3 protein-coding genes are annotated in these 2,669 nt (G+C 56.8%); 1 reads left to right on the top strand and 2 read right to left on the bottom strand.

Annotation, left to right across the window (positions count from 1 at the left end; all coding sequences use genetic code 11):
• Positions 1 to 326 (top strand): IS66 family transposase (locus tag DQ405_RS26555; protein WP_168426482.1); only part of this gene is annotated, 326 nt, incomplete at its 5' end.
• A 119-nt stretch (positions 327 to 445) separates the two neighbouring features.
• Here DQ405_RS26555 and DQ405_RS26560 read toward each other — a convergent pair.
• Positions 446 to 2,113: a hypothetical protein gene (locus DQ405_RS26560; protein WP_342030471.1), complete on the bottom strand. Its 1,668-nt coding sequence runs from the start codon at positions 2,111 to 2,113 to the stop codon at positions 446 to 448.
• 104 nt (positions 2,114 to 2,217) lie between these two features.
• The coding region (locus DQ405_RS26565) for an ATP-binding protein (protein WP_168426484.1) at positions 2,218 to 2,669 on the bottom strand (452 nt) is incomplete at its 5' end.

A 2,669-nucleotide genomic window follows, 5' to 3' on the forward strand; every position in this document is an offset into this window, starting at 1 on the left:
ACGGCTCAGCCACGGCGAAAGCCTTGGATTACAGCCTCAAACGCTGGGTAGCGCTGACGCGCTACCTGGACGATGGCGCTGTGCCCATCGACAACAACCAGGTCGAGAACCAGATCCGGCCATGGGCCCTTGGACGCTCGAACTGGTTGTTTGCCGGATCACTGCGCAGCGGCAAACGCGCGGCAGCAATCATGAGTCTGATCCAGTCGGCGCGGATGAATGGGCATGATCCGTATGCCTATCTTAAGGACGTACTCACACGGCTGCCGACGCAGCGGGCGAGTGAGATCGGCCAACTGCTGCCGCATCAGTGGGCGCCGGCCTGAGTCGCGCAAGGTGAGTTCGGCGTACGCTTACAAAACTACTGCTGCCGCTGGCTCTTGAGTTAAGCGCGACCTTGAATCTGTACGCCCCAGACGTACCTCTGGGGCGTACAGATAGGCCTTTATTCACTTTGAAATAACAGGGCTTCAATTCGATAGTGTTCTTCTGGTGTAGGAAGGGCGGATGAATCTACATTGCCAACACTCTCCGACTGGCCGTTTTTCGGCGAATCAGCCTCAGGGCGGTAACCACCATCTGTGTCGAACGCTACCCAGCCGTACCATTCTCGGATTACTTTGGACGGTTGGCCGTCTTCCATTGCCACATACCAGTCTGCCAATCGAAAACGCTTACCGGCAAGCTTCGAGGTAGCCCTTTCGGCTCGAACCAACGCCAGATAGAGCGGGTGCGGCAGCTCCTCTACGGCGCCGGCTTCGTCGAGCAAGAAAGTGAACGAAGCGTGCGACCGTCGCTCTGTGGAACCAGCTCGCTCCTCTTCCTCCCTTAAGGTAAACACCGGAGCAAAGCCGCCCCCTTCCGTTCGGAAGTTGGTCGTCTGACCTTGGTAGACCCTGGCAGCGTTCCACTGCACCTTGCCAGCATAAGCGTACGCGCGTAGGTCAAACTTCATCGCACGTACCTGAGGGTCGGCGACGGTTCTACGCTCGCCAGGAACTACAAGGGACTGGGCCACGTAGTTTCCGCCAACGATTTCTTCCCACACACGCTTGGTGAGCTTTTCTCCTCGGTACGCACCGCGGCTACCAAACCCGCTGACAGGTTTGAAAAAGAGGCTGCGACGGTTGTCCCAGAGGTGCTCTGCATTGCGGTGCTCGACAGGGACCGTAAGCGGGACGTAGTGGGCCAATGCGGCTCGGGTCTGAGGATCAACGCCAATCTCTTCCAACAAGCGCGCGTTGGTTAGGTCGACCAGCCTGCGTTTGTCGGCGTATAGAGCATAGGCCTGAGGGTGTGGCGTTACCGTCACGGCATCAGCTAAATAAGCGCTCCGCAGCGCGCTGCAATTGTCGCCTTCCAAATAGAAATCGGTGAGTCGGTTGTAGACGAGATCCACAGGCTTTCCGTCGATCAAGAGGCAATCGTTGTGAAAGGCCAGATCAGCTGGGTCTGCGATTATGCAGTCGATTCCTGCTGACTCGAATAACCGCTGAAAGAGGAGAAACTCCGGGTACAGGTATTGGGCTTGTGGGCTTTCATCCAAGATGACCACACGCTTGAGTGGCCGTTGCTCGCCGCTCGCAGACCATTCCTGGGCGAACATATCCAGAATCGACTGCTCGAAGCCGCCGGGCCCGTCCTGCCCCGGCGATAGCCCGACTACGCCGCTGCAACAACTGCGCTGCGCGCGGGCGAGCAATACGTTTAGCATCGCTCCGCCCGCATTTGTGTTTATTTCGATGAGGCCAAGCTTGTCCTCATCCAAATGAAAATCGTAGCCAAAGAAGACGCTCCGCGCGCCCCGGGGATTGTGTCGCGCAATAGGGGGCGCAGAATCCAGAGCATGCTCACGCCAAGCGGGCAAGCTGACGGTCCGCTCGATGGCCTGAATAACCTCACCCACCTGGCGCAGCCGCAAGGATGAAACAAAGACCGGTCGTGCAGCAAACACATGGGGGCAACGTGCCTTCAATAGCTCCGACAGCTCTGGATCCCCAAGCTGTTCGGTCAATGCGTCTGCGAGCGCAGCTTGATCTAGGCTTACGCAGAAGCACGCTTCGTTGAGCGCTGCGGCTGTCGTACCGCAATTTCTCGATGAGGACGCTTGCACGGGAACCTCCAGAACCAACATACAGGTTCGAAAGCCATGACCTCTTTCGGTTCAGCCGGGCATTTCTATAAGCGTAGGTCAGGGTCGTTGTCGGCACTCTGCTTTTAACTAGACATAAGCTTTGGAAGCGTCATTGTGAAAGTCGTGTGCCCCTCAGCTGATTCGCAAGCGATGCGTCCTTTGTGCGCTTCCACTATTGAACGAGTGATAGCCATGCCGAGGCCCGCATTCATGGTGGTACCTTCGCGCCTTGCGGTGTCGACCCTATAGAACCGATCAAACACCCGGGCCTGAAGCTCGGCTGGAATTGTTGTACCTCGGTTGGAAATAGCTGTGGAAACCGAGGCACCGCTCTCGCTTATTTCAACGCTGATGGTGCTGCCTTCCTCTGCATACCGAACTGCGTTAGAGACTATGTTTGAGATGGCTCGTCTTAGCATTGATTTATCGCCATGTACCGACCCATCGCCTGAAAGCGCGATTTCTACCTTTTTGTCCTCGGCTGCAAGCTCGTAATATTCGATAACGCTCGCGGTAATCTCAGCCATGCTGGCAT

Source organism: Pseudomonas sp. SST3 (genome assembly GCF_003325755.1).